Source organism: Massilia sp. (assembly GCF_032106685.1).
In the GTDB taxonomy this organism is placed as follows: Bacteria; Pseudomonadota; Gammaproteobacteria; order Burkholderiales; family Burkholderiaceae_D; genus Telluria.
Genome location: NZ_DAMCPG010000012.1, coordinates 32,145 through 58,964, shown reverse-complemented (window position 1 = coordinate 58,964; position 26,820 = coordinate 32,145). Strand labels below are relative to the sequence as shown.

Genomic DNA, 26,820 nt, shown 5'->3' with positions numbered 1-26,820 from the left:
CAGCCTGCTGGATGGCCAATCTCTACCTGTTAAGTGGCTACAGAAAGGGGCGCTCCCGGAAAAACAAAGGAGGCACACTTTTGACTTGGGCGAAAAACCTAAGCCACCTTATCCGATGGTGCTATCTGAATAAAGTCGATTTTATAGACCTAACCGACAGCCATTTCAAGATGTTCGTCAACATGCTGCTAATGGAAAAGGATGAGGAACAACCAACGGAAAAGAAGCGTGCAGAGCAGCAAGTTACGAAGATTTGCTCAACCGTGCTCAACTTCCTGGCGTTTGTGGACAACCGGCTACCCGGCCTAAACCTCATTGGCCCTACCGGGAGGATTAGGGCTGAACTGAAGACGTCGCAAGTTACGTCCAAAGGTGGTGCATCAACAGTCAATCGAACCAGCTGGGTGCACGAGTCCGTCCCACGACACCGAAAGTCGAGAAGGCGCCAGCCCATCTCGACGTCGGCGGTAAATCGGCTCTACGAAGCCAGTGCGACACTAGACGCAATGCCGTTCGTATCCCGACGGCGGTACATCATGCTCCGCCTTCTCGAGATTACCGGTGGTCGGCGCATGGAGGTATCTCTCGTAAAAGTACAGGATGTCGAAGATGCGACCAAAACAGGTGAGCTAAAGGTATTCAACTCGAAACAACGCCGGGATGACACTTATCGCTTCGTGCCCGTTACACAAGCTGACCTCAAGGAAATCCTTTCTTTCATCAAGCATTATCGGCAAAAGGTCATTCGGAAGACCATAGGTCTTGCCAATGACCATGGTTACCTCTTCATTGGAGTCGATTCCGGTCAACCGCTGGGAATCGACACGCATACAAGCGAACTGTATTTACTTAGGAAGGCTGCGGGTATTGAAGATGAGGAAGCCTGCCTACACGCTTTCCGACATCGTTACATCACAAATATCTTCCGCGACCTCATCCGAACACATCACTACCAGACTGAGGACGACCTCCGCCGTGCGCTCTCGACGGAAACGTTGAAGCTAAAGGTTATGGAATGGACCGGGCACAGCAGCATTGACTCTCTGGACCATTACATCCACCTCGCCTTTGAAGCAGAGTCCAACTTTCAGGCGACCCTTGACATGCTCCAGGCAAAGAAGGTCGTTGAGTCCTTACACGTCATGCTTGTGGATTACCGTGGACAGTTGCAGAACGCTACTTCTCCTTCTAACCTTTTAGCCTCGCTAACGGAAGTCGTTTCCGCGGCTGCGTCAGAACTACACGTTCTGCTCCAGGGACCGGAATCGGCTTCGGGCATGAATGCCTAAGTTCCACCGGGACCCACACAGGTGTACGGCCGTGGGAGCGCCGACCGCGCATCACGGTAGCTCTGAGAGATGATACCTTGCTGACGGCTTACGGGAACCGCGGGGAGAATTTCACCAGGTTACAGCATGTAGCCAACATCCGAAGCACCGGTAGGATAGGCGAACATTGTACTTTTAAGTTCCTCCGTAGTGATGCCATGCCGAATGGCCAGCGCAAACACGTTAATCACTTCGTCCACATGCGGCCCAACCAAATGCGCCCCCACCACAAGGTCTGTTTGTTCGTCGACCAGCACCTTGAACCCGTACAAGGGCTCCGCAGCTTGGCGTGCAGTAAACCAGGTTGATGCCCGTTGGCTTTGCACGCGGAACTTGATTCCCTGCTGGTGTGCTTCGGCCTCGCTTAGACCAGCACGTGCGATTGGTGGCGTAGTGAATGCAACGCTCGGGATACCCCGGTAGTCTGGTTTTTGGTGGTTACCTCTTAGAATATTAGCGGCAACCACCTTCCCATCGTGGCTTGATACCGGTGTCAAAGGCGGACCTTTCTGAGCCGCGTCACCGGCCGCGTAGACTGCGGGGTTAGTGACGCTCTGCAAATAGTCGTTGAGTTCCAGACGCCCGTTACTTGTCGCAACGCCTGCCGCTCGAAGATTAAGCGAAGCCAACGCGGGAACGCGCCCGGCTGCGTGCACGACCAAATCGGCATCAACGCTGACTTTGGCTCCGTCGGTAGACGCCCGTACCCGGTAACCATTGTTGATTTTCTCGATTGCCTCGACTGATGTCCTGGTCCGAACGTCAATGCCGAGTGCCTGAAACTTCTCCATTAGCCAACCGACCAGGTCCGCGTCGAAGGCTTGCAAGATGCGTTGGCCGCCTTCGATAACGGTGACATTTGTCCCTGTACGCGCTGCAATGTGGGAGAACTCGGCAGCGATAAAGCCGCCTCCAACCACAACGATGCGCTTGGGGAGTGCCTCGAGAGAAAGAAAGCCTTCGTTATCAATGAGGTATTCTTCGCCCGGAATGTTCAGCTTAACCGGCTCCGCACCGGATGCTATTAGAACGTACTTCGCTTCGAGCGCTTGGCCGTCCACGTCCAGGGAATTCTTACCCGTGAACTGGGCACGACCATGGAAGATGTCGATGCCTTTGTCGCGGTACCGCTGCTCATTCTTTGCCGGCACTGCGTCGGTGAAGGAGCGTTTGAACGCCATCAGTTTTTGCCAGTCGATATGGACATCTCCAGCTACCCCTTTATCATGCATTCGATGGACATGGTCGATTGCTGAAGTGCCACTAATGAGCATTTTTTTAGGGTCGCAGCCGCGTAATGCACATGTGCCGCCATACGGACGAAAGTCCGTGACCGCAACCCTCCATCCTGCGGCGCGTACCCGCATAGCCGCTACCATCGCTGCTGTGCCGGCTCCGATTATGACTAGGTCGTATTGCGTTTCCATGATGCCTCTTCAATGCTGAGAATTGAAAATGAGTAGGCATCAGGTCGCCTCTTCAATCGAGGTCGGGCGGCAGGAGCGCCTACGCTGCGCGGCTTAAAGAAATCATGCGGTATCCAGGCTTAGACAACTCACCGCCAGGTTGTGGCTACCAGGCGGTTCGAAGCTGCAATGCTTATCCTGCACAGCACGACAACTGCTTCACGTCCTTGAAGAACGTTTGGGCACACAACTTCAGCCCTTCAACCATAGTGAGATAAGGGAATAGCTGGTCGCCCAGCTCTTGCACAGTCATCCCATTGCGAATAGCCAGCGTGGCAGTTTGTATCATTTCGCCAGCTTCGGCTGAAAGTATCTGGGCGCCGAGCAGGCGTCCGGTCTGTTTGTCGGCTACCAGCTTGATGAAGCCGACCGTATCGAAGTTGGCCAACGCGCGAGGCACGTTGTCGAGCGTCAGGGTCCGGCTGTTCACCTGAAGCTTCTGCGCTCCGGCCTGCTGCTCGGTAAGCCCAACCGTCGCGACTTGCGGGTCAGTGAATACAACGCCAGGCACCACAGACAGGTCGAGAACCGCGTCGTCGCCCATCATGTTGCGCGCTGCGCGCGTGCCGGCCGCGGCAGCTACATAGACATACTGTGGCTGATTCGTGCAGTCGCCTGCCGCGTAGATGTGTGGGGCAGACGTACGCATATGCGTATCAATAACAACCGCCCCGGTCGAATCGAGGTCGACTCCGGCGGCATCCAACCCTAGCCCAGCCGTATTGGCTTGCCGGCCTGTCGCGACCAGCAGCTGGTCGCCAATCAGGGTTTGGTTGCCAATGTCGAGATAGAACAGACCATCTTCATGTCGTACGCTATATAGCTGCGTATGAGTCAAAATTTGCATGCCTTCGGCTTCGAGCACTGCTTGCAAGCCGGCACCAATCGCCGGGTCTTCTTTGGACAACAGGGTTGAGCGGGCAATCAGGGTGACCTTGGAGCCCAAACGAAGGAAGGCCTGGGCCAGCTCCAGCGCTACAACGGAGGCGCCATACACCAGCAGATGCTCAGGCAGTTGTTCCGCGATGAGCGCCGTCGTTGATGTCCAGTAAGGTGTTCCTGCTAGCCCCGGTGTAGCGGGAATGTTCGGGGAACGGCCGGTGGCAATCAAAAAGCGGTCTCCAACGATTTGTTGCGTGGTTCCACCTGCTTTTGTGACTTCGAGGGTATGCGCATCAATGAAACGGGCGCGGCCCTGAACCAGGTCGATGTTGGGATTCGTCTCCAAAATCGACTCATATTTCGCATGGCGCAGTTCCTCGACACGTCCCTGCTGCTGGGCGACCAACGCTGCACGGTCGACCTTGGGCGTGCTCTTGCTCACGCCCGGAAAAGGGTGATGCGCTTGCTGATGCGCGATATGCGCTGCGCGAATCATGATTTTCGACGGAACGCAGCCGACATTGACGCACGTTCCGCCGATGGTTCCGGCTTCGACGATAGTCACGGATGCTCCTTCTTCTACTGCGCGCAAAGCGGCCGCAAACGACGCAGAACCGCTGCCTATGATGACCACCTTTAATGCCGGTCCACGCCCAGCACGCTGGTCAGCTGCTTTGTCGTTCAACTGCACAGCGTAGCCCTTGGCCTTTGCGGCTTGGATGACGACATCGGCTTCAACTCCTGCCTCCAGGGTTACCTTCGCCAGACTCTCATCATAGGAAACGGACGCATTGAGAATCCCTTCGACCGTTGAAAGCGCGCCTTCCAACGAAGTGGCACAGCCGCCACAGGTCATGCCAGTAACGTGAAAAGCCAGTGTTTTCATCTTATTTCGCTACTTTCAACGTCGAAGGATAGCCTGCTTCGGTAGTTGCTTGGGTGAGCTTCGCGACGGAGGTTTTGCTGTCATCGAAGGTCACAACAGCCTCTTTCGTCGCAAAATCGGTCTTGGCTTCTTGCACGCCGTCGACTTTCTTCAACGCCTTGTTCACCGTAATCGGACACGTGACGCAGTTCATGCCAGGAACGTCCAGAGTCACGGTCTTTGGTGCAGCAAAGGCCCATGAAGAAACTGCGACGGCCGCGATGAGCGAGCTAATTTTGACAAGGGTTTTGAACATGATATTTTTCCCGAATGATTAAAAGATAACTGGGCAGCAATTCAGGCCCGGAATAAACAACAGGAGGACAAGGATTGTCCCGTACACCAGTGAAGCAACACCAATTGCGCAGAGAGTTCGCTTCGTAACGCTACTCTTGACGAACATGCGGTATTCCTAGACGAACAACGGCACGAAATACGGATAGACCAAGGCAACCAGCACGAGCATCGAAACAATCCAAAACATGGACCGATACCTTTTGTTGGTCTCGGGCATGGCGCACAGCGTTCCAGGTTGGCAGTTTTCTACGGCAGGGGCACGATAAATCTTACGGTAAGCCAATGCCATACAAGCTAGTGCCAAAGCAATGAATGCCGGTCTGAAAGGCTCAAGCAAGGTAAGGTTCGAAATCCATGCGCCACCTATGCCAAGGCTGACCAGGACCAAAGGACCAAGACAGCATGCGGATGCCGCTATTGCAGCCAGCGCGCCGCCAACGAGTGTCGTTTTTGTAAGGTTTTCTGTGTTCATCCACGTTCCAAAGTAAGGCTGGTAAACGTAGTATAGAGTCCGTACAATAGTACGGAGTCAAGCGAATTTTTTGAGACCGGAGGGACATATATGCATCAGGCATTTACTATCGGGAAACTTGCAGCAGAAGCGGGTGTCAATGTCGAAACTGTCCGGTTCTATGAGCGGCGGGGATTGCTTGCCCAGCCTGAGAAGAAGCTTGGCGGCTTTCGTTACTATGACGACCAAGCTGTCGCCCGGGTACGGTTCATCAAACGCGCGCAGACGCTGGGGTTTTCGCTAGAAGAAATCAACGATTTGATGGTTTTGAATCAGAACGATGGTTGCCGACAAACGCACGACGCGGCCGTGGCCAAACTCGCTATCGTCGAAGCCCGCATCGAAGATTTAAACCGGATACGCACGACGCTGAAAACGCTTATCAAGGAATGCGAGGCGGGAGGAGCTGACCTGTCGTGCCCCATCATCGAGACCCTCGGGGGGCTGTAGCATACGACGCGGAAATTCGGACGAACTGCAGGATTTTTGGTTTGACGTGCTTCACGGCGCGAAGCGGCACTGGCAGATAGCGCCCAACGGGCAAGGTCATGATAGCCAGGCTGACGCAGCTAACTGACAACTTTTGACAAAATTCTTCTCAATCAGGGAAACGCTGCCCAGGGTGCCCAGGTGCTTGTAGTTGTTCGTGCCGCGCAGCTTGGGCCACTTGCGGCACAAGGCGTCGAATTCGTCCTTCAGTTTCGCCCAGCCGGCTTCCACCGGCGCCGGCGGGCGGTCCCAGGAGCCGACGTCGCGGCCGCGGGCATTGCGCGTCTTCGGCGACATGCCATGCGGGATCGCCTGTTCGATGGCGCTGCGCAGCTTCGCCAAACTGTCGGGCAGGTCGCTCGCGCGCAGCGTGGTCTTGGCCGCCATCATGCCGCAGCCGATGTCGACGCCGACCGCCGCCGGGATCACCGCGCCGAGCGTCGGGATCACGCTGCCGATGGTCGAGCCCTTGCCGAGGTGCACGTCGGGCATCACCGCGACGTGGTGGTAGATGAAGGGCAACTGCGCCAGTTTGCTCAGTTGCTCCTTGGCCTCGCTCTCGACGGGCACGCCGCGCGTCCACATCTTGACCGGTTTCGCCCCTTGCGCTTCGAGCGTTTCGTAGTCAGCCTGTTTCGTGTTCATGATGGGTGGTGAAGACGGCAACGGCTTCATGATCACCCAAATCGACAAAGCGGGGAGTCCGGGAGCCTGCGGCTGGGCAGTTGCGGGGCGAGAAGGACGCGTTCTATACTGGCCGCGGCGCCCTGTCCGCCTTATTGGAATCCCTGCATGCGAAAACTTTTTCTACTGGCGCCTTTGCTGCTGGCCGGCTGCGTCGACGGCTCGGCCACCTACTACATCGACGGCAACGAACACACGCTGACCGTGCGCGCGATGCAGGAGCATTTCTGGAAGAAGGATGTCACGCTGGAACTGGTCGCGGCGCACCTGCCGGACTGCCAGCGCCGTTTCGAACTGGCCACGCTGCCGGCGGCGGATGTGGAACTGGAGCTGTTTGCCTCAGGCGAGAACGTCTACACGCTGCGCGCCGGCGAGCTGGTATGGCGGGTCGAAACCAATGGCTGCACCGAAATGGACGAGCCCGAGCAGGTCACCGGACAGCCGCTCGGCCTGTTCCACCTCGACGAGAACGACAAGCTTGTGTTCGAGCAAGCGGAAACGCCAGCGTAGTCGTCAGGGACGCAGCCAGCCCCTTGCGATCGGCGCCGCCAGCACCCGGCGGTAGACGGTCTGCATCAGCGGCACCAGCGTCGCGGCCAGCGCCTGGCCAGGACGCGTGTTGATCAGCAGCGCGGCAAAGGTCGACACCACCAGCGCCCCGACCATGTCGAGCGGCCAGTGCACGCCCAGGAACACCCTGGCCCAGGCCACCGGCAGGGCCAGCAGCAGCAGCGCGGCGCCGAAGCGGCGCGCTTCACGCAAGGGACCGAGCAGGAGACCCAGCGCCACCGAGAACATGCTGGTGCCGTGGTCGCTCGGGAAGGAACTGTCGGGCGCGTGATACAGGAAGGTATGGCCGATCTCGGCCACGAAGGGGCGCGGATGGGACCACCCCAGGCCGATCAGCTTGTTGATCGTCAGCGCGATCGCGGCGGCCAGGAAGGCACGCACGGCGGCCTCGCGCTGGGCGGTGTCGCCATTCATCCACATCAGCACCAACCCCAGCGGCACGATCATGATCAGCCATTCGGCGGCAAAGATGGCGCCATGCAGGCGCCAGCCGTCCAGGCCAGGGGAAGAATTGAAGATCGCAAACAGGTAGTGGTTCAATTGGTCGAACATCGGGGGCGCCGGGATGAAAAAACAACAATAACCCAGCTTAGCTCAGCCGCCCAGTGCGCACGATTTGAAATCGCAACAGAATGTGACAAAGCCGGGCTCGACAGTAGAGCCCATGCCCGGGATCAGGGTATATCGTTGCCACTGTTGCGGTGCTTCCACGCGGGGCCTGGCCGTCCTGCCCTGTCAGCGCGGCCGCATCAGGCGGTGCAGCTGGGCCAGCTCGACGTCGCGCCCGAGCGTCTCGAGCGTCTGTTCGAGCAGGGAACGCCCGCCATTACGCAACATCGTCCACTGCGTGAAGTATTCGTGCACGGTGCGCCAGGGCGGAAACTCGCGCGGCAGGCTGCGCCACGCGGCGCCCGTGTGCAGGAAATACAGGACCGCGCAGTAGACGTCGTACAGGTCGTGCTTGCGGGGGCGCGTCTTGCGGCGCGCCGCTTCGAGCATGCCACGCACGCGCTCGAACTGCTCGCGCGGAATGTCGCTGGGGAATTCAGACCGAGCCATCGTTCGCCCCCTAAAACTCCTTTGAGGGCGAAGTTATGGAACGGGTTCCCGGCGAGCCGTTACAGCCCGCCGCGAACCAGGCTCCTGGAGCGTCTGACAAAACCCTAGGGCAAGGCGCAGAGTCGCAGACAGTACGCTAGTACGGCAAGACGATGCAACGCTGCCATAGGGGGAATTGTCGGGCGCGCTTAATCGCGTGCGAGCGCGAGGAACTCGGTGCGCAGCGCCAGGTTCGGCTGCAGTTCGCCCAGCATGCACGAGGTGATGGTTTCCTCGCCCTGGGTACGGATGCCGCGGCTTTCCATGCACATGTGGCGGCACTTGACGACCACGCCCACCGCCTTCGGTTCGAGCACTTCCATCAGCGCATTGGCGATCTGCATGGTCATGCGTTCCTGCACCTGCAGGCGCTTGGAGAAGATGTCGACCAGGCGCGTCAGCTTCGACAGGCCGACGATCTTGCCGTTCGGCAGATAGCCAATGGTCGCCTTGCCGAAGAAAGGCGCCAGGTGGTGTTCGCAATGGCTGTAGACCGGGATGCCGCGCACCACGATCAGTTCGTTGTACTGCTCGGCCCCGTCTTCGAAAGCCTTGAGGACGGCGACCGGATCCTGGCCGTAGCCGGAGGTCCAGTGTTTCCAGGCCTTGGCGACGCGTGCCGGCGTTTCATGCAGGCCTGGACGGTTCGGATCTTCACCGAGGCTGGCCAGCAGGCGGCGCCAGTCGTGTTCGGTGAATGCTTCTTTGTCAGACATGTTCAACCCTAAAAATACGATTGCCGTCAGTATATAGAAAATGCGCGGAGGCTTCCGAAGCCTGCCGCGCAGTCTGCCGAATTCTTGAGCAAACCGGACTCATCTGTTGCGCGGATGCGCTAGCGTGGACAGGTTCTCATGCGACAGGAGGCGGCCTATGTTCGGAAGCTCGGTACTCGAAGTGGCAATCGGATTGACGTTCTGTTACGGCACGGTGGCGCTGATCGTCGCCACCTTGCAGGAGGCGCTGGCGGCGGCGTTCCGGCTGCGCGCCAACACTTTATTGGCAGGCATCAAAAGCATGCTCAACGACCCGCGCTTCGATGCGCTGGCCCAGATGGTATACGCCCACCCGCTGGTCAATCCGCACAGCGACGGCAACCCGGTCGACGAGCGCCATCTCGCGGCCCGCCCATCCTACATCGAACCGGCGCACTTCGCGATTGCCCTGGTCGACAGCATCCAGAAGGTGCCGGGCGACTTCGCGCGCCTCGGCGCCGACATCGACGCGATACGCGACCCGCAGGTGCGGCGCGCCCTGCATGCCCTGCACGCGCGCGCGGCCGGCGACCTGGAGCGTTTTCAATTGCTGGTGGCCGGCTGGTTCGACAATGCGATGGAGCGGGTGTCGGGCGCCTATAAACGGCGCCAGCTCTTGATCTCGCTGCTGATCTCGCTGTTGCTGGCGATCCTGTTCAACATCGACAGCATCAATCTGTTCCGCACCCTCTGGCAGCAGCCCCAGCTGGCCGCGCACATCGGCGGGGCGCCGGGCGCGCTCGACGCCGAGACCCTGCGCCAGTTGTGGGCATTGCCGATCGGCTGGGAAAGCTTCCCGCCGGTGCTGGATGCGGCCTTCGCCCTGCAGGCGGCCGGCTGGCTGATCACGGCCGCGACCACGCTGTTCGGCGCGCCGTTCTGGTTCGATTTGCTGCAGCGCGCGGTGCAACTGCGCGGCACCGGGGCACGGCCGCAGGAAACGGCGATCGCGGCGGCCTCCGCACCACGGGCGGCGCCGGCCATGGTGGCGTCGACGGTGGCGGTGGTGCGCGCCACGCCGGCCCTGTCCGCGGCGCCGGGCGAGGCCTAGATTCTCAAGGTTCTGGCGGCCGGTGCGCGTCAACCAGCACACTCGACACCGAAATGTGCGGCACGCGCTCCGGCCATTCGTCCTCCGGGCCGAACCAGCGCGCCTCGGCGATCTCGCTGGTGTCGATGCGGATCTCGCCGCCGGCATAGTCGGCGGTGAAGGCAATCATCAGCGAATGCGGGAAGGGCCATGACTGGCTGGCGAAATAGCGCAGGTTGGTCACCCGCAATCCCACCTCCTCGTAGACCTCGCGGTGGATCGCTTCCTCGATCGATTCGCCTGCCTCCAGGAAACCCGCCAGCGGCGTGAAGCGCTTCGCCGCCGACGCGTGGTGCAGCGCCAGCAGCACCTTGTCGCCGTTCTTGATCAGGACCATCATCGCCGGCGAAATGCGCGGGTAGGCCAGGTGGCCGCAGTGGGTGCATTTAAAACTGCGCTCGTGCCACAGGCGTTCCATCGGATGGGCGCAGGCGCCGCAGTAGCGGTGGGTGCGCGCCCATTCGGCGATCTGGGCCGCGCGCCCGGCCACGCCCATCAGCGCTTCGTCCATGTCGCCGAAGAACAGCGAACGCAGGCCGCGCCAGGCATAGCCCGGCGGCGCCTCCTCGCGCTCGCTCCAGCCGGCCTGGCAATAGCGCTCGCCCAGCAGGCCGACCGGCTGCAGGAGCGCCGGGTCGAGATCGAGCGCGGACAGCGCGGCGGCGTCGGGCAGCGCGAGGTCGGCTTCGCGCACCAGCAGGCGGCCGTGGTGGAACAGGAAAGTGAGCGGGTCGGGATGGGCTTGCGCCGCCATCAGCGGCGTGAAGGTCGGGGGCGTGTGCAGCATACGTTCTATCACGGATGAGAGGGTGTCCCATCATACCGCGAGCGCCGCGCGCGTGCCTGCGCCCCTTCAGGACTGCGCCAGTTTCTTGCCGAGCTCGTGCGCCATCTTGAGGTGCTCGGCCAGGGTCTCGCCGATCGTCGACGCCAGCGTGCGGATGTCCGGATCGGGTTCCTCGCCCGCGTAGTGGCGGAAGACCTTGATGTCGCGCTCGTGGGCGTCGATGTTGTACTGGATCCAGCGCTGCTCGAAATCCCGTCCCGACAGGCTCGACAATTCCTCGACCGTCATTTCCTGCTCGGGCCGCAAATCCTGGGGCGCGCCCAGGCCCTTGCGCCTGGCGAGCTGCTCGATGTCGCGTCCCATGCGGCCATGCTCGTCGACCATGGCCTGGGCAAAGGTCTTGACCTCCTCGTTGCCGGATTTTTCGATCGCCAGTTCGCAGACCTGGATTTCCGCCAGCGCATCCTGCATGGCCTGCAGCAGGAATTGCGTGCCGCCGCCCGCGCGGCCGTCCGACGGTCCCTCGCCCTGCGGCGTCGGCTGGTCGGCCTGGGCCGGATTCGCTTGCGCCATGATGTCCTCGCTTGCCAGTGTCAACCAAATCCTAAGACCGCGGCGGCGCGCTCAGGTTTCATGCGCGGGTAAATGCGCAGGCCCGCGCACGCGCGAAAGCCGTGCCGAACTAATGGCAGCTCATCGTGCTCAAAGTAGGGCTGGATCGCCCCATCGCTACAAAAGAAAGCCCTGCAAAAATACAGGAGAAGACGATGAACGATGCCTCCGCCTCTACCACGCTCGGCCCGGCCGTGCTCGGCATTAACCGTACCCAGGACGCCAGCATCTGCCTGATGCACGGCTCCCAGCTGGCATGGGCGATCCAGAAGGAAAGGCTCACCCGCCACAAGCACCACTGGGGCAAGCCCGGCGACCTGCGCCAGCATTATCGCCCCGCCCTGCCCGGCCTCGAGCGCCCGGTCGAGGTGCTGGTCGAGTGCTACTCGTCGGACGCCGAGATCGCGGCCCTGGCCAGCTACGAGGCCGAGCTGGCCGACACCCTGGTGCTGGCGCCTGGCTGCCGCCGCGCGCGCATCTCGCACCACCTGGCCCACCTGTACAGCGTATTCCACCCGTCGCCGTTTCGCGAAGCGGCGGTCATGATCGTCGACGGCCAGGGCAGTCCGGTGGCCGACTTCACCGAACACTGGGTTGGCGCGGCCGGTGTGCCGGGCGACTGGCGCGAAGTGTCCTCGTTCTACGTCGCCAACCGCGAACGCATCACCTGCATCGGCAAGCAGCTGTGGGACCGCGACGACACCCGCCTCGTCGGCCTGGGCATGTTCTATTTCCTGCTGACGCAGGCGCTCTTCCCCGGCGAAGGCAACGAGGGCAAGGTGATGGGCCTGGCGCCGCACGGCGACGCGCGCGTGCTGGCGCTGCCGCCGCTCGAGGTCGAGGGCTGCCGGGTCGCGATCCCGCCGGCCTGGCGCGTGCTGCTGGCCGAGCGCGGGCGCTTTCGCTACGGCGCGCCCGAGGTGCGCTTTTCCGACTGCGCCAACCTGGCGGCGGCCGGCCAGCGCGCCTTCGAGGATGCGCTGCTGGCGGTGGCGCGCTGGCTGCACGCCGCCACCGGCATGGATGACCTGTGCTTCGCCGGCGGCACCGCGCTGAACTGCTCGGCCAACGAGCGCCTGCTGCGCGAGACGCCGTTCCGGCGCGTCTTCATCCCGCCGGCGCCAAGCGACGCCGGCACCGCGCTCGGCTGCGCCGTGTACGGCCTGATCGAACTGGCCGGCCAGGGCTGCGACTACCGCTGGCGCCACGACTACCTCGGCCCGGCGCCGTTGCCGGCCGCCATCGACGAGGCGGTGGCGCAGGCCGTGGCCGACGCCGCCGACCTGGTGGTCGAGCGTCCGAACGGCCGCGACGCCCTGTGCGCGCGCATGCTCGACCTGCTGTGCGCGCGCAAGGTGGTGGCGCTGTACCAGGGACGCAGCGAATTCGGACCGCGCGCGCTGGGGCACCGCAGCATCCTGGGCGACCCGCGGCGCGGCTACGTGCGCGACTGGATCAACGCGCGCGTCAAGGAAAGGGAGTGGTTTCGCCCGCTGGCGCCGGTGGTGCTGGAAGAACATGCCCACGACTATTTCGACGTGCCCGGCGCCTCGCCCTTCATGCAGTACGCGGCGCCCGTGCGGCCCGAGCGCGCCCGCACCGTGCCGGCGATCACCCACGTGGACGGCACCGCCCGCCTGCAGACCGTGGGCCGCGACGGCGACCCGCTGCTGCGCGCGCTCCTGGCCGGCTTTGCCGAGCGCACCGGCGTGCCGGTGCTGCTGAACACCTCGTTCAACGGCAAGGACGAGCCGATCGTCGAAACCCCGGCCCAGGCGCTCGCCACCTTCCGCCGCCTGCCGCTGCATGCGCTGGCGATGCCGCCCTACCTGGTGCGCAAGCGCGTCGAACCGGAGCTGCCGGAATGATCCGCGCGTATCCGGCGCGCGCCAGCGTGCAACCGGGCGAGCGGCTGGTGCTGCACGTGGCCACCGACAGCCGCCGCTTCCGCGTGCATTTCTATCTGTGGCGCGACGGTTTCCAGGCCATGCACAGTTCCGCCTGGCTGCCAGGCGAGCGTGCGCCCGAGCGCGGCGCCGGCGACGACTGGCGCTGGCCCGCCTACGAATTCCCGGTGCCGGCGCACTGGCCCTCGGCGGTGTACATCGCCCATTTCGAGGAAGCCGAGGGCAGGCAGGCGCCATCGCTGGCGCTCGACCGGGGCGCGGCGCTGTTCGTGGTGCGTGGCGGGCGCAAGATGCATCGGCCGGGACTCGGCATGCTGTATAAACTGCCGCTGGCCACCTACCACGCTTACAACCACAGCGGCGGCGGCTGCTATTACGACCAGCCGCCGCCGTCGAGCGATCCGCCCGGCGCCCGCGTCTCGCTGCGGCGCCCCGGCGGCGGCATCGGCGGGCCGACCTGGGGCGCGCCCGACCATTACGACGCGGCCTCGGCGCGCCAGACCTTCGCGCACTGGGACGCGCGCTTCATCCGCTGGCTGGCGCGCCAGGGCTATGCGCCCGATTTCTGCACCGACCTCGACATCCACGACGATCCGGAGCTGCTGCTGCGCTACCGGCTGCTGGTGTCGGTCGGCCACGACGAATACTGGACCGCGCCGACGCGCGACGCCGTCGAGGATTTCATCGCGGGCGGCGGCAACGTCGCCTTCTTCGCCGCCAACCTGTGCTGGTGGCGCGTGCACCTGGTCGAGCAGGGCACGGCCCTGGTCTGCCACCAGGGCAGCGCGCGTGGCGCGTTCGATCACTGGTGGCCCGCCAGCGGCGCCGGCCGCCCCGAGGACCGCTTGAGCGGTGCCAGCTACCGCCACGGCGGCGGCTGGTGGGACGGCGCACGCCGGACGACCGGCTTCGTCGTCCAGCAGCCCGACCACTGGGTATTCGCCGGCACCGGCCTGCGGCGCGGCGAGGCCTTCGGCGCCGACACCTGGCCACCGCTGGCCGGCTACGAATGCGACGGCGCGCGGCTCGACGCCTTCGACCGCGACAGCGGCCGCGCCACGCTGTCGGCCTGGGCCGACGAGTGCGGCACCCCGGACAGCTACCAGCTGCTGGCGGCCTGCCCGCTCGACCGGCGCTGGCAGGAACTGCCGCCGCGCGAGCGCCACCTTGCCGGAGAAGGCATGCACGCGGCCACCATCGGCGTGTACGAACGCGGCGGCACCGTGTTCTCGGCCGGCACGACCGACTGGGCGCACGTGCTCGCCGACGGACGCGACCGCCGGGTCGAGCGTATCACCCGCAACGTGCTCGACCGGCTGCTGCACTAGGAAGCAGGCTCGGCAGGTAGAGCAACTGAGCACGACGTGCGCGTAGGCGACGTGCGCGTCTGCGACATGCGCGTCTGCGACATGCGCGTCCGCGAGGCATGAAAAGCGCAGGCAACAAGCGAAGCCGCCCATGGCGAGCCAGATGCTTGCTGACGGCGCGACAAGCAAGGCCGCATCCGGTCGCCAGGCGCGGCCGCAGAGCAATGCCGTACCGAAGCAGTTCGACCTGATGGAGGAAACCGTGTACCACCGTCCGCTTCTACACCGGCTCGACATCGAATCCGTCGTCGTCTTCCGCGCCCTGCAGCTGGGCGACATGCTGTGCGCGGTGCCCGCCCTGCGCGCCCTGCGCACCGCGCTTCCCAAGGCCCGCATCACCCTGGCCGGGCTACCCTGGGCCAGCCAGTTCGCCAGGCGCTTTCGCAGCTACATCGACGACTTCGTCGACTTTCCCGGCCATCCCCTGCTGCCGGAGCAGCCGGTGCGGCAGGCGGAATTGACGCCCTTCTATGCCGACATGTGCGCCCGCAAGTTCACGCTGGCGCTGCAACTGCACGGCAATGGCGGGATCACCAACGAGATCGTCGCCGGATTCGGCGCCTACGCGATGGCCGGGCATTGCCAGGGCGAGCCGGTCGCCACCGGGCGCACGGTGCTGTTTCCCTACCCCGAGATCGGCGCCGAATCAGGCCGGCTGCTCAGCCTGGTCGAACGCCTCGGCGCCAGCGCGGTGGGCGACTATCTCGAATTCCCGCTTGCCCACGAAGACCGGCAGGAACTGGAAGCGAGCGGCGTCGCCGCCAGCATTAAACCGGGCAACTATATCTGCGTGCATCCCGGCGCGCGGACACGCGACAAATGCTGGCCGCCGCGCAAGTTTGCCGAGGTGGCGGACCACCTGGCGGCCGAGTTCGGCGTCGACGTGGTGCTGACCGGTTCGGCCGACGAAGCGGGCCTGGCCGCCGAGGTGGCGGGGCACATGCAGGCGCGCGCGATCAATGCGGCGGCGCCGATCTCGATCGGCGCCATGGTCGCTCTCATGAAAAACGCCCGCCTGCTGGTCTGCAACGATACCGGCGTCTCGCACGTCGCCGCCGGCTTGCGCGTGAAAAGCGTGGTCATCTTCAGCAAGGCCGACATCGCGCGCTGGGCGCCGCTCGACCGCGACAACCACCGCTGCATCTGGGACCCGGATGCCCAGCGCTCGACCGCCGTGCTCCAGCACGCGCGCGCCCTGCTCGCCGGCACCGATCCCAGCCGGCAGCGCACGGCGGGGCTGTGGCCGTACTGGTAGCGGCGCGCTTCCCGCTCGACCGGATGGCGAGCCTCGGAGGCGCCTGCGCTTGTCTCCAGGTGCGCAGCGCCTCCCCAGGCAGCCCCTTGCCAGGGATGACGATTCGCCATGCGCTGCCTTATACGGCATCGCGCAGCGCCGCCGTGGCCAGCGCGACGACCTCTTCCGCCGCCACCTCGGCGACGAAACTGGCGTCGTGCGCGCAGCGGCTGCGCAGGTTCGGCATGCCGCACACCGGGCAGTCGACCCGCAGCGCCAGCGCCGGACGCAGCAGTCCCTGGCGCAGCGGTGCGCCATCGATCAGGTTGGTCAGCCAGAACACGCCGACGCAGGGCCGGCCCAGCGCCAGCGCCAGGTGCAGCGGCCCGGTGTCGTTCGACACCACGAGCGCGGCGCGCGCCAGCAGTCCGCACAAACCGCCCAGGCCCAGCCGGCCTGACAAGTCGAGCGCCGGCGCTTCCATCGCTGCCAGCACCGCGCCCGCCAGCGGCGCCTCGTCCGCGCTGCCGTTCACGACCACGCGAGCGCCCAGGCGCGCCAGCGCGTCGCCGACCTGGGCGAAACTGCGCGCCGGCCAACGGCGGCGTGGATCGGTCGAGCCCGGCTGCAGCACGACCAGGCGTTCGCCCGGTGCCGCCGGCAGCACCACCTCGGCCGCATGGCGGTCGGCCTCGGTCAGCGCCAATTCGGTGCCGGAGGCGTCGACCAACGAGAAGGTATTCGCCCCGGCCAGGGCGGCGACCTCGAGCAGGGCAAGGCGGCGGTTCGCCGGTTCCGCGTAGCGTACCCAGCGTTCGAGCGCGGGCGCGCCCGCGGCGCGCGCGCCGACCGCCAGGCGTGCACCGAAAGCCGCGACCAGGGGGTTCGCATACCTGCCGCCGCCATACATCTGGCAGGCGATGTCGAAACCTTCGCCGCGCATCGCGCCGACGAAACCTGCCAAGGGTTCACCGGGCGCGTCGGCCGGAAGTCCGATGCCGGGCAGCGGCGGCACCACCACCACGCGGTCGACCGGACCGGGCCGTCCGGCGAGGAAGGCGGCATGCCAGCCGCGCCCCAGCAGCACCAGCTCGGCCTCGGGATAGGCGGTGCGCAGCGCATGCAGCGCCGGCAGGGCGAACACGAAGTCGCCCACCGCATTCGGCCGCAGGACGGCGATCTTGCGCACCCCGGGCAGCGTGGCGTAGGGGCTCGGCGTCATCGCCGGCGCGATCCGGCACATGCGCGCGGCGCTCCCGGCCGCGTGCCTGCCGCGGCAGGCGCGGCGGGTGTCGCGGGCCGGCGGCCGGGCAGTCGAACGGTACGGAAGCGCGCCGCGGGAAAGCGGGCACGCGGGCTCATCTTCGTCCCTTCCCGGCCTCGCCCATGGCGCGCAGGCCACGCCCCTCCCCGGCATCGCGCTCGGCCTGCGCCTCCCTCTCCGACCCGAGCAGGACGTAGGGCGCATCCACCTCGCGCCTGTCGACCGTGGTCGGCAGCTCCATGTGGTAGGCGCCCGAGGGCAGGATGCCGCAGCCGCCGTAGCGCTCCATCACGCGCAGCTGGGCCAGCACGTCCTCGCCGCAGTGCGCGTCCGGCAGCTGGCGCCAGAAGTCGAAGCCGCCCGCCGCGCGCAGCTTGGCGGTATCGAACAGCACGCAGCCGCCGATCCAGGCCACCCGGTACAGGCGGGTGCGTCCGTCCCGCAGGCGCGACTGCACGTGATAGAGGTTGGCGGCGCTGTGCAGGTGGTGCCGCGCCCAGGCCGGCATGCCCGGCCGCACCATCTCGGGTCGTACCGGCCCTTCCCAGAAGTCGATCCGCTCCTGGGCGGGACGCCACTGGCCCAGGTAGCTCAGGCCGTGCACCGCGCTGCCGACGAAGCCGCAGCCCTGCTCGACGATCGCCGCATGCAGCCGCGCGACGAGGTCCGGTTCGACGATGACGTCGTCGTCGAGGAACAGGCACCAGGGGGCGCGCGCCTGCGCCAGCAGGAAGGCGCGCTGCTCGGCCATGCCGCGCCGCGGCAGGTGGCGGCTGACGGTGACGTCGACGCCGCGCGCGCGCAGGTAGCGCAGCACCGCCCGCACCTCCGGCGCTTCGCAGGCCGGGGCCGCTTCGGACTGGTCGGAGACGACGATGCGCAGCCGCGGCCCGCTCGATGCCGCGAGCGCGCCCAGGGTGACGGCCAGCGCCGCCGGCCGGTCGCAGGTGGGCACCAGCACGTCGACAACGGGCTCGTCCGCAGCGCTCATGGGGCGGTCCGTCCGGCGCCCTGGCCCTGGCCGTACAGCCAGGGGTTGAGCGCCGGGTCGTTGTACATCTTGTACTGGCGGTAGACCTTGAAGTAGGCGCGCCCGGCACGGGCTTCCACCAGCAGGCGCTCGAGGCAGCCGCCGAGGTCGGCGCGCTGCTGCCGCAGGCGCTGCAGGCGGGTGGCGCAGGCCTGGACGTGGGCGCCGCCGGCGTCCAGGCGCCGGGTCTGGGCATCCATGTGGTGGACCTTCAGCGCGAGGATCGACAGGCGGTCGATCATGGCGCCGGCGGTTTCGCTCGACAGCCAGGCGTCGGCCGCCGGCGCCACCGCGGCCAGGGCCGCCAGGATGGCTTCGTCGATGGCTTCAACGGCGTCGTTGCGCTGCTGGTTGTAGCGGTCGATGTGGCGCTTGTTGGCGGCGATCTCGGTGGCGGGAACATCGCGCCGGCGGGCCTTGTCTTCTTCTCGCCACAGCAGCACATTAAATTCGTGGTTCGCCGCGATCGCGGGCCAGGCGCCGTCCACCGCGACAGGAACCCCGCGTCCTCCCGTGGGCAGGCGCAAGATAGCGTCATGATATTCGATGATCGAGGGTACATCGAGCCTGTGTGCCATCGCCGCCTCCGTCTCCCGAGCCCTTGCTCGGCTCATCCTTGGAGACGGAGGGGGACTTGAAAGTTCTGCGGCGTTGGAGTGTACTTTAAGCGAGCGCAAACCAATCTGCAGTCCCCTTCCCCCATCATGGTCGTACCCCTATCATGCGCACTTTCGAAGACCCCCGTGCCCATCATCCGCGCCCGCAGATGGTGCGCCAGCAGTGGGCAAGTCTCGACGGCTGGTGGGAGTTCGCTTTCGACGACGCCAACGCCGGCATGGCCGAGCGCTGGTTCGACGGACGCGCACTGCCCCAGCGGATCCTGACGCCCTTCCCCTACCAATCGAACGCCTCCGGCATCGGCAGCCGCGACATCCACGAGGTCATGTGGTACAGCCGCAGCTTCGAGGTGCCCGCCGGCTGGGACTACGGCTCCCTGCTGCTGCACTTCGGCGCGGTCGACTACCGCGCCGACGTCTGGATCAACGGCCGCGTCGCCGGCCGCAACCGCGGCGGCCACGTGCCCTTCTCGTTCGACATCGCGCCCTACCTGAAAAGCGGCGCCAACCGCATCACGGTGCGCGTCGAGGACCGCCAGGACCCCTACCAGCCGCGCGGCAAGCAGTCGTCCTCGGGCACGCCGGTGCGGATCTACTACTACTGCACCAGCGGCATCTGGCAAAACGTCTGGCTCGAACCGGTGCCGGCGCTGCGCATCGACCACCTGCGCATCACGGAATCGCACCCGGACGGCAGGCTGGCGCTGACAGTGCACCTGCACGGCCCGGCCAGCGACTGGGAAGCCGAGCTCGACGTGCTGGACGGGCTCGATTCCGACACTGTCTGCGCCCAGGCGCGCGCGGGCAGCCGCGGCGCCAGCCTCGACCTGCGTGTCCAGGTGCCCGATCCACAGGCCTGGTCCCCGGACTCGCCGCACCTGTACAAGCTGCGCGTGCGCCTGCTGCACCGCGGCCAGCCGATCGACGGCGTCGAGGCCTATACCGGCCTGCGCTCGATCGAGCTGAAGGACGGCTTCTTCCACCTGAACGGCAAGCGCACCTTCCTCCTGATGGCGCTCGACCAGGGCTACTGGCCCGACACCCTGCTCGCCGCGCCGTCGGACGAGGCGCTGCGCGCGGACGTCGAATGGGCCAAGCGCTTCGGCTTCAACGGCGTGCGCAAGCACCAGAAGATCGAGCACGAACGCTGGCTCTACTGGTGCGACGTGCTGGGCCTGATGGTATGGGAAGAGATGCCGAACGCGCGCTCCTGGTCCGAGGAGTCGGAAGAGCGGCTCGAGCTCGAATGGCTGCGCGCCGTCGTGCGCGACGCCAACCACCCCGCGATCGTGGCCTGGGTGCCGGTGGTCGAGAGCTTCGGCTTCCCCGAACTGACGCGCCACCCGCACCAGCACGATTTCCTCGAGCGGATGGTGGCGCGCACGCGGCTGGCCGACCCGACGCGCCCGGTGATCGACAACGACGGCTGGCAGCACACCGACGTCACCGACATCTGCACCATCCACGATTACTCGCACCCGGTCGAGAAGCTGCTCGAGCGTTACGCCAGCACCCTGCTCACCGGGCTGCCGCCGGAAACGGGCTGGCACAAGGCGCGCGAACTGTTCCTGGCCGGTGCCCAGTACCGCGGCCAGCCGATCGTGTTTTCCGAAGTCGGCGGCTACCTGCTGGTGCCGGAGGGACCGGAACGCCGCCGCGACCGCCTGTACGACCACTACGGCAACGTGCACAACGAGGACGAGCTGGCGCAGCGCTACCGCACGCTGATGCAGGGCCTGGCCTCGCTGCCCTTCCTGGCCGGGCTGTGCTACACCCAGCTGACCGACGTCGAGCACGAGCAGAACGGCCTGCTCACGACGGCGCGCGTGCCGCGCCTGCCGCCGGAACAGGTGGCCGACCTGCACCGCAGCCTGTGGCCGCAGGCCTAGCGGGCGTCGTCAAAAAACGCGAATCTTCCGTGCCACGGCCGCAACAGCAGGCCGCGGCGCGCACTTTTTCGCACAAAGCGCACGATTCGCTTCTCAAAACTTTGCAGATCGTCCAGAATAGACCAGCAAAATCGTCAAATTGGAGCTTATGGACAAGATCTCCTCGCTGGTCGGCCGCTATTCGTTTCGCGCGCAGGTATTTTTCAATGGCGTCTACTGCGACGCCAACGCCTTCCCCCACGACGACACCTCCGGACAACTGCACCTGGTGCGCGCCGGACCCGTGATCTTCCGGCGCGACGGCGCCGCGCCGCTACGCGTGGACGAGCCGGCCATGGTGTTCTACCCGCGCGGCAGCGCCCACACGCTGGAAGTCCCGGACGGCGCCAGCGCCACCCTGCTGTGCGCCCACATCCGCTTCGAGGACGGCGGCGCCAATCCGCTGGCGCGCGCCCTGCCCGAATGCCTGTACCAGCCGCTGGCCGGCATGGACGCCCTGCGCCAGACGCTCGACCTGCTGTTCACGGAAGCGTCCAGCCCGAACCAGGGGCGCGACGTGATCCTCGACCGCCTGTGCGACGTGCTGATGATCCAGATGCTGCGCCGCGAATTCGAGCAGGGAGACCTCTCGGTGGGCCTGCTGGCGGGCCTGGCCGACCGCCAGTTGTCGCTGGCCCTGGCCGCGATCCACGAGCGGCCGCAGGAACCCTGGCAGCTGGAGTCGCTGGCGCGCCTGGCCTGCATGTCGCGCGCCCGTTTCACCGAGCACTTCCGCAACGTGGTCGGCATGCCGCCCGGCGAATACCTGACGCGCTGGCGCATCGGGCTGGCGCAGAACCTGCTGCGCAAGGGCTTGCCGGTGAAAGTGGTGAGCGCCGAGGCCGGCTATACGAGCGCGCCCGCATTCACGCGGGCGTTCACGACGATGGTGGGGATGTCGCCACGGCAGTGGCTCAAGGAAGCGGCGCCGGTCGAGTGACCGGCGCCATTGATGAACGAGCGTGCGAGATTATTTGAGCAGCTTGGTGCGGCTGGCAACCAGCGCGATCACGATCGACAGGATGCCGACGTAGCCGATGGCCATCTGCATGCCGACGTGACTGGCGATGGCGCCGATCACCGGCGGACCCATCAGGGTGCCGCTGTAGGCCATGCTGGCCACGCCTGCCAGGGCGATCGGGCCCTGGGCGCCGGCGGCGCTGAACACGAACGGGAACAGCAGCGACAGGCCCAGGCCGGCGACCGCGAAGCCGCCCAGTGCGGCGTGGGCGCTCGGCGCCAGCACCGCGAAGAACAGGCCCATGGCGGAAACGACGGCGCCGATGGTCACCAGGCGCTGGGCGCCGAAGCGGATCTTCAACTTGTCGCCGACCAGGCGCGACAGCAGCATCATGACCGAGAAGCAGGACAGGGCCAGCGGCGCCAGGCCGTCGGTGGCATTGAAGTGCTCTTTCAGGAACACGCCGCTCCAGTCGGCGATCGAACCTTCCGACATCGAACCCAGGAAGCCCAGCAGACCCAGCAGTGCCAGCGGACCGCGCGGCAGGGCGAACTTCTTCTTCTCGACCTTTTCGGCCTCGTCCGAGATGTCCAGGACCTGCGACGCCGCCCACAGGATCGCGGCCAGGGGACCGGCCACCATCATGAAGTGAATCGCCGGAGCGACTTTCATGCCGGCCATGACGCTACCCAGGGTGGCGCCGGCCAGGCCGCCAGCGCAGGCCAGGCCGTGCAGCAGCGACATTTCCGACTTGCCGGTGGCCTTCTCGCGCTTGCTCGCGGCGGCGTTCATGGCGACATCGTAGGTGCTGGCGGTAATGCCGAGCATCAGCACGGCGACCATCACGGACGGGACGGTCGGGGCGATGCCGATCGAGACCAGCACGGCCAGCAGGGCCAGGCCCGAGTACAGCATGGTCTTGCGGGCGCCGCAACGGCTCATCAGGAAGGACGAGACGGGAAACGACAGCAAGGCGCCGACGCCGCCGCACAGCAGCACCATCGACAGGGCCGAATGGGAAATGTCCAGGCGCGCGGCCATGGCCGGAATACGGCCGGCCCACGAGCCCATGATCACGCCGAACAGGGTGAACATCACCGGCAGCGAAAGTTGTTGTACTTGCGCGAAAACTTTGCTGCGGCGCGAGACGGCGGCAGTAGCGGTGATCGGAGCGGTAACAGCTGGAGCAGTGGTTTGCATTTGGTATGAATCTATTTGTAAGAGCCTGTCTGCGACAGGTAATGTCCTAAGAGTTCGTTCTCGCTAGAAAAGTTTCCGACCGGAAGAATTTTTTTTTACCGCTCTACCGTTCGTAACCGACTGCCAACAAGGGCAGAAAAAACAAACGCCAACCGAAAAATAAGTTGGCGTCAGGAAGCTGATGGGAGGCAATTTTACGCATCTCACCGGGATTTTTCATTTTCCACGCGGAAAAAATTTACGCACGTTGCGTCGTGTTCACAGTCGAAAAATCAACTGTTAACAGGGCTATACGAGGTCTTATTTCTCTTGCATGCAGACAATCTATTTTTTGGGAAATAGGTGTAAAAGACTGTTACGGACGCTTGCGCAATACATGCCACGATGCTTGTTTGCCGAGGCATTCAACGCAGGGGAAGGCGCGTGCGCAGCTTCGTTTGCTGCACAGCAGCAGATGCGTCGGCGGGAGCGCCGGCCTGGTCCATCGCACCCAGGCCGGCGTCGCTTGCGCCACGTCACCACCTAGTCGGCGCGCTCGCGGTAGCGTTAAAGCTTCCGAACGGAAACTTTTTAGGAGAACGCGATGTCCCATGCGATCCGGCCATTGCTGCTGGCCTTGCTCCTGGCCGCGGAGGCGGCCGCCGCGGCGCCCTATCCCAATGTCTACGGCGCGCCGCCCGAAGTGCTGCGCTCGGCCGACTGGTACCGCCAGTGCCTGCGTGTGCGCGATGCGAAGCCGCCGCGCCAGCACCAGCCGGCGCGCGCCGAGTCCGGACGCTGCGATGCTTCCGCGCTCTACTACGACACCCTCAACCTGCCGCAAGCCAGCGATGCCGACTGGCGGCGGGTGCGCGAATGCGCGGTGCGCGCGAATGCTTCCGGGGTGTTGATGATGTTGTATGCGAACGGGGCCGGCATGACGCCGCACTTCGACCTGGCCACGAAATACGCCTGCAGCATCCAGAGCCCGGTCAACGAAATGAAAAGCCGCGTGCAGCACCTGCGGCGCCGCGCCAGCGGCGAGGACCGCGCCCAGGTCGACGTCTGCGACGACGTCGTCAGCGCCGAGATGCGCGGCCAGTGCGGCGCGATCCGCGAGCGCCAGCGCGACAAGTCGCGCAGCGGAGAGCTGGCGGCGCTGACCCGCGCCTGGAACGCCAAGGAGCAGCTGGGACTGGAAATGGCGAGCAAGGCGGCGCATTATTTCGCCCAGCACCGCGTCGACTACGAGACCGATAGCGGCAGCCCGGCCGCGCGCTCGCTGCAGATCGACTCCCAGGCCGCCGAACTCGACAGCTTTGTCGCCGACGTGCTCGACTTCGAGGCCGGGCGCGTGCCGCGCCATTCGGAAGCGGAATTCGCCAGCCTGGAAGAAAAGATGGACGCCGTCTACCGCCGCTTCATGGCGACCCGCCCGGCAAGCGCTTCCTATCTCGGCTCGATCCGCAAGACCGGGGTCGAGAAGACCCAGCGCGCCTGGCTCGCCTACCGCGACGCGATGGAGCTGTTCGGCTCGATCCGCTACCCGCAGGTGCCCGGCTCCGGCTGGCGCGCCCTGCTCACCGCGCGCCGTTTGAAGCAGCTGACGGAGCTCGATAACGCCGCCGCAGGGCGGTAGGGTGGACGGCTCCACCCGGCACTGTGCGAGTACGCGCCGAGTGCGCCGCCCACGCGTTCAGCCATCCGTCGAGACGTCGCGGCAGATCATCCGTCCGTTGAACGCGTGGGCGGCGCACATACCAACAATGTGCGCGCCCGCGGATGGAGCCGCCCACCCTACGGGTCAGCGATCCTGGTAAGGTGAGCGACTCCACCCGCGTCCAACCCACGCCCGCACGAACGCACCCTTCGCCCCCTGCGAGCAGGTCACTCTTCCAGCCGGAACAGCGCCCCGGCGTCAAACGGCAACTCCCCCGTGCTCAGCATCACCAGACGGTGACTCGCGCGCGTCATCGCCATGTAGAGCTTGCGCGCGTCGGCCTCGCGCTCTTCTCCGCCTTCGAACAGCAGATCGTCCATCCCGAGCAGGAACACCACCGCCCCTTCCAGCCCGGTCGCCGTTTCCAGGTTGGCCAGGCGCAGGTAGTCCGGGCCGTAACCGTCGGGCGGGGTCTTCTTGTCCTTGTTCAGCCACCAGACACGGCGCATACCGAAGGCGCGGCACAGGCGCTTGTACAGCAGCAGTTTCGGCGTGTCGCCGCCGTAGATGACGAGAAAACTCGACAGCGGCAGCGCGTGGCGTTCGGCCAGCGCCACGATCTCGTTCACCGCGCGGTCGACAGCGTCCTGCGGCGAGGCGACGCGCAGCAGGATCGGCGCGGCGCCCGCGTCCATGCCGGCGAAGTCCGGCTCCAGGTAATGCTCGGGGTCGGCCTGCACCGCGCGCGCCAGCAGCGTGCCGGCCGTATGCAGGATCGCCTGCGTGGTGCGGTAGGAGCGGCGCAGCTTCTTGGTGCGCCCGGTCACGTCCAGCCCGGCATTGCGCCAGCTGAGGCGGCTCTTCATGAAACCCTGGTTCGGGTCGGCGCATAAAAACAGCCGTCCCTGGGCGCGCAGCGCCAGCTTCACCGTGTGGAACCAGGAGGGCGCGAAGAACTGGGCCTCGTCGACCAGGATGTGCTCGTAGCGCTCGAGCATCGCGTGCTCGGGCGCGCGGCAGATCTGCGTCGCCACCGCGCTCCACATGCGCAGGCCCGCGTCCAGCAGCGCCGCCGTCACCGCCTCGAACAGGTCCCAGACCTCGAGACGCTCCTTGGCCCGCAGCGCGAAGCCGCGGCCGGCGCGGCTGGTGTCCATGTATTCGCGCGCGCTCGCAACCAGCATCTCGTTGAGGAAGTCGAATTCCTCGATCAGCTGGGCTTCGCTCAACTTCAGTTCCGGCCAGCGCACGCGCAGCTTGCGCACCAGCGCCGGCAGGTAGGCCGGGTCGGCCGGCATCGACAGCGGCGTGCGGTACAGGCGGCGCCACTGGCGGTGCGCCCAGCTCGCATAGGTCGTGATCTCGAGATTGGCCGGCAGGCTGCCGCGCTCACGGTGCAGGCGTTCGCGCAGGTCGGCCACGATCGGCGTGTTGTGGATCAGGACCAGCACGCGCTCGCGCGGATACAGCCCGGCCAGCAGCAGCGCGCGGCTCAGCGCGATCAGGGTCTTGCCGCTGCCGGCCACGCCGTTCACCAGGCGCACCGCGAAGTCGTTTGCGGTGTCCGCCTGCTCTTCGGGCAACTCCAGGTCGAGCTTGGACGCCCACTCCTGCTGGGCGTCGAGGAACAGCCCCGGCAGGCTGGCCGCGTTATCGCGTTTAAAACGGCGCCGCGCCACCGGCAGCGGAATCGCCGACTCGGGAAAGAAGCGCGTGCGCAGCAGATCCGCCTCTTCCGCGGCGACGGGCCGCTGCAGCGCCGCCAGGCCGGGCGCGCCGCGTTCGAGGAAGCGTTCGCGCGAGAGCAGGCGCAGCATCGGCTGCTCGCCCAGCTGGCGCGCCAGCGCCTGCGCCTCTTCCTCGCCGCAGGCCCAGAGCAGCACCAATAACGGCAGGCCCGGCGGCAGCACGGCGCGCCAGGCCTGCAATTGCGCCTCGAAGGCGGCGCGCGCTTCGCTCGCGAACAACTGGCCGGCGTCGAGCGCGTCGAACGTGGACTCGACCAGGGCCAGCGCCAGCCAGCCCCGTTCGCCGTGTTCGAGGAAGAGTTCGGGCGCCTCCAGGCGCTCGCCCAGCGGCTTGCGAACGACGGTCGCCTCGTCCAGCGCGTTCAGCACGCGCTTGAGCTGCAATTGGCGGCCGGACGCGCGCGTCCATTCGGGAATGAACAGGGCCATGG

The 26,820-nt window shown here is 65.5% G+C and carries 23 protein-coding genes and 2 pseudogenes; 10 read left to right on the top strand and 15 right to left on the bottom strand.

Annotation, left to right across the window (positions count from 1 at the left end; translation table 11 throughout):
* The first annotated feature begins 11 nt into the window (after positions 1–11).
* Entirely contained in the window at positions 12–1,289 is a 1,278-nt protein-coding gene (locus tag RT688_RS09400; RefSeq protein WP_313704611.1) for a site-specific integrase, read from the top strand.
* Positions 1,290–1,408: 119 nt separating this feature from the next.
* Here the strand turns inward: RT688_RS09400 and RT688_RS09395 are convergent, their stop codons facing one another.
* The 4 genes from RT688_RS09395 to merT form a co-directional block, all read right to left on the bottom strand.
* Positions 1,409–2,755, bottom strand: a complete 1,347-nt coding sequence (locus RT688_RS09395; RefSeq protein WP_313704610.1) for an NAD(P)/FAD-dependent oxidoreductase — start codon at positions 2,753–2,755, stop codon at positions 1,409–1,411.
* Between the two features lie 172 nt (positions 2,756–2,927).
* Positions 2,928–4,562 (bottom strand): mercury(II) reductase, encoded by a 1,635-nt coding sequence (gene merA / locus RT688_RS09390; RefSeq protein ID WP_313704609.1) that lies wholly within the window; start codon positions 4,560–4,562, stop codon positions 2,928–2,930.
* A gap of 1 nt (position 4,563) precedes the next feature.
* On the bottom strand, positions 4,564–4,857 hold the full coding sequence (gene merP / locus RT688_RS09385) for a mercury resistance system periplasmic binding protein MerP (protein WP_313704608.1): 294 nt from the start codon (positions 4,855–4,857) through the stop codon (positions 4,564–4,566).
* A 156-nt stretch (positions 4,858–5,013) separates the two neighbouring features.
* The gene (merT, locus tag RT688_RS09380; protein ID WP_313704607.1) at positions 5,014–5,370 is read right to left on the bottom strand and encodes a mercuric ion transporter MerT; all 357 of its coding nucleotides are present in this window, start codon (positions 5,368–5,370) and stop codon (positions 5,014–5,016) included.
* 90 nt (positions 5,371–5,460) lie between these two features.
* Here merT and merR point away from each other — a divergent pair, with 90 nt between their 5' ends.
* Entirely contained in the window at positions 5,461–5,859 is a 399-nt protein-coding gene (merR, locus tag RT688_RS09375) for an Hg(II)-responsive transcriptional regulator (protein ID WP_313704606.1), read from the top strand.
* 126 nt (positions 5,860–5,985) lie between these two features.
* On the opposite strand, the pseudogene RT688_RS09370 reads toward merR, so the two are convergent.
* A pseudogene (locus tag RT688_RS09370) lies at positions 5,986–6,543 on the bottom strand (RtcB family protein); the annotation flags it as partial.
* A gap of 147 nt (positions 6,544–6,690) precedes the next feature.
* On the opposite strand from RT688_RS09370, the gene RT688_RS09365 reads away from it, so the two are divergent.
* Positions 6,691–7,092: a hypothetical protein gene (locus RT688_RS09365; RefSeq protein WP_313704605.1), complete on the top strand. Its 402-nt coding sequence runs from the start codon at positions 6,691–6,693 to the stop codon at positions 7,090–7,092.
* 3 nt (positions 7,093–7,095) lie between these two features.
* Here RT688_RS09365 and RT688_RS09360 read toward each other — a convergent pair whose 3' ends face one another.
* The 3 genes and pseudogenes from RT688_RS09360 to folE form a co-directional block, all read right to left on the bottom strand.
* Complete coding sequence (locus RT688_RS09360) at positions 7,096–7,704, bottom strand: phosphatase PAP2 family protein (RefSeq protein ID WP_313704604.1); 609 nt, start codon at positions 7,702–7,704, stop codon at positions 7,096–7,098.
* 231 nt (positions 7,705–7,935) lie between these two features.
* Positions 7,936–8,211: pseudogene (locus tag RT688_RS09355) on the bottom strand (transposase); the annotation flags it as partial.
* 188 nt (positions 8,212–8,399) lie between these two features.
* Positions 8,400–8,966, bottom strand: a complete 567-nt coding sequence (folE, locus tag RT688_RS09350) for a GTP cyclohydrolase I FolE (protein WP_313704603.1) — start codon at positions 8,964–8,966, stop codon at positions 8,400–8,402.
* A gap of 193 nt (positions 8,967–9,159) precedes the next feature.
* Between folE and RT688_RS09345 the strand changes: the two genes are divergently transcribed.
* On the top strand, positions 9,160–10,056 hold the full coding sequence (locus RT688_RS09345; protein WP_313704602.1) for a hypothetical protein: 897 nt from the start codon (positions 9,160–9,162) through the stop codon (positions 10,054–10,056).
* A gap of 4 nt (positions 10,057–10,060) precedes the next feature.
* Here the strand turns inward: RT688_RS09345 and nudC are convergent, their stop codons facing one another.
* Complete coding sequence (nudC, locus tag RT688_RS09340; RefSeq protein ID WP_313704601.1) at positions 10,061–10,882, bottom strand: NAD(+) diphosphatase; 822 nt, start codon at positions 10,880–10,882, stop codon at positions 10,061–10,063.
* Positions 10,883–10,948: 66 nt separating this feature from the next.
* Positions 10,949–11,479, bottom strand: a complete 531-nt coding sequence (locus RT688_RS09335) for a DUF4142 domain-containing protein (RefSeq protein ID WP_313704600.1) — start codon at positions 11,477–11,479, stop codon at positions 10,949–10,951.
* Between the two features lie 170 nt (positions 11,480–11,649).
* Between RT688_RS09335 and RT688_RS09330 the strand changes: the two genes are divergently transcribed.
* From RT688_RS09330 to RT688_RS09320, 3 genes are all read left to right on the top strand, one after another.
* Positions 11,650–13,362, top strand: coding sequence for a carbamoyltransferase C-terminal domain-containing protein (locus tag RT688_RS09330; protein WP_313704599.1), 1,713 nt, complete (start codon positions 11,650–11,652; stop codon positions 13,360–13,362).
* The gene (locus RT688_RS09325; protein WP_313704598.1) at positions 13,359–14,729 is read left to right on the top strand and encodes a N,N-dimethylformamidase beta subunit family domain-containing protein; all 1,371 of its coding nucleotides are present in this window, start codon (positions 13,359–13,361) and stop codon (positions 14,727–14,729) included. Before RT688_RS09330 ends, RT688_RS09325 begins: the two co-directional genes overlap by 4 nt.
* A 130-nt stretch (positions 14,730–14,859) precedes the next feature.
* Complete coding sequence (locus RT688_RS09320) at positions 14,860–16,023, top strand: glycosyltransferase family 9 protein (RefSeq protein WP_313704597.1); 1,164 nt, start codon at positions 14,860–14,862, stop codon at positions 16,021–16,023.
* Between the two features lie 118 nt (positions 16,024–16,141).
* Here RT688_RS09320 and RT688_RS09315 read toward each other — a convergent pair whose 3' ends face one another.
* The 3 genes from RT688_RS09315 to RT688_RS09305 form a co-directional block, all read right to left on the bottom strand.
* The gene (locus RT688_RS09315; RefSeq protein ID WP_313704596.1) at positions 16,142–17,224 is read right to left on the bottom strand and encodes a glycosyltransferase family 9 protein; all 1,083 of its coding nucleotides are present in this window, start codon (positions 17,222–17,224) and stop codon (positions 16,142–16,144) included.
* 136 nt (positions 17,225–17,360) lie between these two features.
* Entirely contained in the window at positions 17,361–18,257 is an 897-nt protein-coding gene (locus RT688_RS09310) for a glycosyltransferase family A protein (protein ID WP_313704595.1), read from the bottom strand.
* Positions 18,254–18,874 (bottom strand): DUF4254 domain-containing protein, encoded by a 621-nt coding sequence (locus RT688_RS09305; protein WP_313704594.1) that lies wholly within the window; start codon positions 18,872–18,874, stop codon positions 18,254–18,256. The genes RT688_RS09310 and RT688_RS09305 overlap by 4 nt, the downstream gene beginning before the upstream one ends.
* A gap of 143 nt (positions 18,875–19,017) precedes the next feature.
* Here RT688_RS09305 and RT688_RS09300 point away from each other — a divergent pair, with 143 nt between their 5' ends.
* Together RT688_RS09300 and RT688_RS09295 are read left to right on the top strand one after the other, a co-directional pair.
* Positions 19,018–20,802, top strand: a complete 1,785-nt coding sequence (locus RT688_RS09300; RefSeq protein WP_313704593.1) for a sugar-binding domain-containing protein — start codon at positions 19,018–19,020, stop codon at positions 20,800–20,802.
* Positions 20,803–20,950: 148 nt separating this feature from the next.
* Positions 20,951–21,781, top strand: coding sequence for an AraC family transcriptional regulator (locus tag RT688_RS09295; protein WP_313704592.1), 831 nt, complete (start codon positions 20,951–20,953; stop codon positions 21,779–21,781).
* 30 nt (positions 21,782–21,811) lie between these two features.
* Here RT688_RS09295 and RT688_RS09290 read toward each other — a convergent pair whose 3' ends face one another.
* Positions 21,812–23,002, bottom strand: coding sequence for an MFS transporter (locus RT688_RS09290; protein WP_313704591.1), 1,191 nt, complete (start codon positions 23,000–23,002; stop codon positions 21,812–21,814).
* A gap of 583 nt (positions 23,003–23,585) precedes the next feature.
* Here RT688_RS09290 and RT688_RS09285 point away from each other — a divergent pair.
* A complete protein-coding gene (locus RT688_RS09285) occupies positions 23,586–24,620 on the top strand; it encodes a lysozyme inhibitor LprI family protein (protein ID WP_313704590.1) in 1,035 nt (344 codons plus the stop codon).
* A 248-nt stretch (positions 24,621–24,868) separates the two neighbouring features.
* Here the strand turns inward: RT688_RS09285 and RT688_RS09280 are convergent, their stop codons facing one another.
* On the bottom strand, positions 24,869–26,818 hold the full coding sequence (locus RT688_RS09280; RefSeq protein WP_313704589.1) for a UvrD-helicase domain-containing protein: 1,950 nt from the start codon (positions 26,816–26,818) through the stop codon (positions 24,869–24,871).
* Positions 26,819–26,820 lie beyond the last annotated feature (2 nt).